The following is a 4,069-nucleotide window of genomic DNA, read 5'->3' on the forward strand; positions in this document are numbered from 1 at the left end:
AAGGACCGAGGCTAGGCGGGTACGAACTGCCACTGCTGGTTGGTCCCGCCGTTGGCGCTCCACTGCACGACCTGCGCCCCGTCGCTGGTCGCCGCGCCGTAGACGTCGGCCAGCAGTCCGCTGTTGCGGCTGACGATGGTGTAGTAGCCGTCACCGGTGGGCCGCAGGTACCACATCTGGTTGGTACCGCCGTTGGCCGACCACTGCTGCAGTTGCAGGCCCGCCGTGCTGCTGCCGCCGTTGACGTCGAGTACCTTTCCGGAGGCGGTGTAGCGCAAGGTGTAGGCGTCCTGCGTGGTGCTGATCGTCCACGTGGGGGTGCCGCTCTGCTGGACCGCCTTGGCACCGTCGGCGGTGGAGTTGCTGGCGATGGCGAGGGGCTTGCCGCTGTTGCGGTTGACGATGCGGTAGGTGCCTGGTGCGGGTCCGGTTCCGCCGCTTCCGCCGAGGGTGAAGTACTCGACCGCGTCGGTGAAGATGGTGCTGCCGGACTTCGTGGTCGACAGCTGCAGGTACACGCGGTTACCGGTGGCGGGGGTGGTGAAGGACACCGGCTGGGTGACCCGTGAGCCGAGCGGGATGGTCAGGCTGGTGCTGCCGGATGCGACGACCGTGCCGGTCGGGTTGTCGAGCCGGGCGGTCCAGGTGAAGTCCACCGAGGTGTTGGTGAGGTCGTCGTTGAAGACGGTGATGTTGCGGGTGACCGTGGCGTTCCGGGCGTAGTTGGGCACGGCCTGCGGCAGCGGGAAGGTGCCGTTCGCGTCCGAGACGCCGGAGGCGGACCAGTACGGGAGGTCGACCGCGGCCACCGGGTTGAACGCCGCCTGCACGCGCTGGATCTGCGGGTTGCTCCAGGGGTCCGGGAGGTTGTCGGCGCCGTAGATGGGGTGACCGCCCTCCTCTGGGGTGAAGTCGCCGGTGCGCACTCCGGGCACGACGCTGGCCCAGGCGGACAGCAGCGTGTACGGGCGCAGGTCGGTGGCGTTCTTGCCGCGCTTGGCCAGGGTTGCCGTGGCGAACCACTCGAAGCCCTGCTTGGTGTTGCATGCCGGCCAGATGTACTCGCCTTCGCCGTCGGGCCGCCCATTCACGGTGATCACCCTCTCCCCGTACCTGCCGAAGCCGTCGACGTAGTGCGGGATCACCGCGAAGTTGGCGTACGTCATCCCGGGATACCCGTTGACATTCCCGTCGACGCCCACCTCGACAATGATCGGCCGGGTGCCGTCGGCGCCGTTCATCGCCGCGTACAGGTCCTTCTCGAACTGTTCGGAATCCTGGCCGCTCTGGTTCGGCTCGTTGTTCTGACTCCAGCGGATGACCGCGGGGTGGTTGCGGTCGCGCAGGACCAGCGCACGGGCGTGGTTGACCATGTTGTCGTGCCCGGCGATCCAATCCTGCAAGGCCTGGGAGCCGCGAATCGCGGTCTCGCCGATGATCATCAGGCCCATCTCGTCGGCGACATCCAACATGTACGGGCTCGCGGGCTCCTGGTGGATGCGCACCACGTTGTAGTTCAGCCGCTGGTAGTTGTCCACCGCCTGCGGCCAGCCACCGTTGCCGGGCGACGGGGGCAGGAAGCCGGGCAGGGTGTCGAACGCGTCGCCCTTGCCGCCGTTGTTGATCCGGTCGTAGTCGGCACCCTGGAGGTTGTCGCCGCGGAAGTTCACGCGCACGCCGTTGAGGTAGTAGTAGTCACCGTTCTGGGTGGCCTCCCGGAACCCGAACCGGTATGTGGCGTCGCTGGTGTGCCCGTCATCGGTGACGGCATGCACCGTCAGCCCGTGCAGCTGCGCCCGGTACCCCGACCGGTACGGCACGTTGGGCCACCAGTACGAGGTGCTGTCGAGGTTCCACGCGACCGGTCCGACGGTCACGGTCCCGGTCGAGTGGGCCGCCACGGTGACCGTACGGCTGGGCAGTTCCGGGTAGCTGAAAGCCGTTCCGTTGTTGGACGACAGCGACCCGGTCAACGTCACCGACCGGGAACTGCCCGACGTGTTACGCACCGACACGTCGTAGGTCAACGTCTTGTTCGCCACCGACGTACGCACGAATGTGTCGCTGACGTACACCGCCGGGTACACCCTCAGGAACGCCGAACGGTAGATCCCCTGGGGGATCGCCTCGGACCACTCGGCGGCGTCGGGCACCAGGTACCGGCCGTTGGATGCCTTCAACGCGCCGCGGCCCTTCACGTTCACCGTGATTGTGTGTGTGGTGCCCGGCGCCGCGTATGCGCTGATGTCGAAGTTCGACGGGGTGAACGCCGTCGTCTGGGTGGCGACCACGCGGCCGTCGACCGACAGTGTCGCCTGGTGATTGACGGCGCCGAACTCGATCCAGGTCGACTGCGGCTGCCCCGAGTCCGGCACGGTGATGCTGCGCGAGTACACCGCCTCGTTCACGTCGGTGAAGCCCTGTTTGTACCAGCCGCCACCGGGCACGCTGATCGACGTCGTCGCCCGGCCCGCCGGGGTGAAGCTCCACGTTCCAGCAAGATCGACGGAAGTGAGCGCCGGGTTGCCGGCGGAGACGCCGTCGGCAACGGCCGCCTTGGCGGCGCTACCGGCTCCACGCGACGTCACCAAAGCTCCCGGCGCGGTGGCGTGCGCGACCATCGGATGGGCGGTAACGACCGCCACCGTACCGACGCAGAGAACAGCCATCGAAGCCAGCAGCCCCAGCGGTTTTCGGCCGCCGAGAAAGTTCCAGGCGAAGGACCGGATCGAGCGGAACACGAACTTCTCCCATCTGCCCCGAGCGCAAGCCGTCTACTGACCAGCGAATCGCGGCCCTGTCGAGGCAGTTGCCGATGGCCAAGCTGAGGACGCGTGACGGCGTGCGGCGCGGAACGGCCAAGCGGCCCCCAGGCGATCGAGACGCCGCCGACCTCCCGACGAGGCCAACGGCCTTCGCGGACCCTGACCCAACCGGCGGCATAACGTCCACGAGCTGGAACCACCGACGCGGACATACAGACCACCTCCAGCACCCGTCAGACGTCATACGTTACACGCCTCAATCGGAGACAGTCAATGCCCACATGGCTGAGGCCCTACCTAGGACGCGCGCTGCGCCAGGTCACCTGGCAGCGCCTTGCTCGAAGCCGGCATCACGACGCTCGCGCAAGTTGCGGCCTACAGACGCCGCGATTTACTGGCCTTGCATGGGGCCGGGCCGAAGGCGTCAGTATCCTGGACGCCGCGCTGGCTGGGCATGGCCTTGCCTTCGCCGATTGACGGCAACGGCGCCATACGCCACCGGGAGCGGCTGGTCTCGCGCTGTTCGACACGAACTCCGCGATGCGGTACGGGGGAAGTTGCCTCAACCGGGTGCCGTGAAGGCGCGGTCGGGCCGTTCGGCCGGGGTGAGCCGCGTGTGACGGTGGTGTCGGACGAGGTGCAGGGGACGACGCCGACCTCCCGCGGCGGCTTGCACTGCTCAGTTGCCGGTCCAGCCGTTACGACGAGCGGGTGTGCTGCGCCGGTGTCTGAACCGGGACGCGGTCGGGCCGGGTCCGACGGTGGCCTGTTGGCGGTGTGGTGCGCGCATGGTGAGCGACGCCGGTACGGCCGCCGGCTCGTTGCCACCGCCAGTGGCGTCCGGCAGATCGTGCTCGACGCTGCGTGGAGCCGTCGTTCGTGCACCTGCCTCCCTGCGGGCAGGGCTACCGCTGGTCGCCGCCCGGATGCGCGGTCGCTGGCCGAACGCGTAGATCTGAACCGCCGACGGGCCGAAGCTGGGCGGAGTACTTCGACAAGCCCTGTTCGGACCGAGTCAGCTGTCCCGGCACGAACTCGCCTGCTACGACGACCGACTCACACCACGTGCGGGCGTAATCACCACGGTCTCCCTCCGGGCGCGGGGATCCATGGGCTGCTGGTCGACCGGACCAGGGCCGCGCACGTCGACGGATATGCACCGATCTCCGACCTGCCGACCCCGATCCGACTCGAACCCGGTACACCCGCTGGCGCTGACCCGGCTCGCCGCCTCGACGCCGCGAGGTCTGGCAGGCACAACGGTTCTGCCGTGGACAAGTCCTGTACGTGTTCAACCCGGCCTG

At 68.1% G+C, this 4,069-nt stretch carries 1 protein-coding gene; it reads right to left on the minus strand.

Annotated elements, in window-relative coordinates; genetic code table 11:
* Nucleotides 1-11: 11 nt before the first annotated feature.
* Nucleotides 12-2,588 (minus strand): RICIN domain-containing protein, encoded by a 2,577-nt coding sequence (locus tag AAH979_RS42580; RefSeq protein ID WP_346263796.1) that lies wholly within the window; start codon nt 2,586-2,588, stop codon nt 12-14.
* Between the last annotated feature and the right edge of the window lie 1,481 nt (nt 2,589-4,069).

The organism is Plantactinospora sp. ZYX-F-223 (assembly GCF_039649625.1).
In the GTDB taxonomy this organism is placed as follows: Bacteria; Actinomycetota; Actinomycetes; order Mycobacteriales; family Micromonosporaceae; genus Plantactinospora.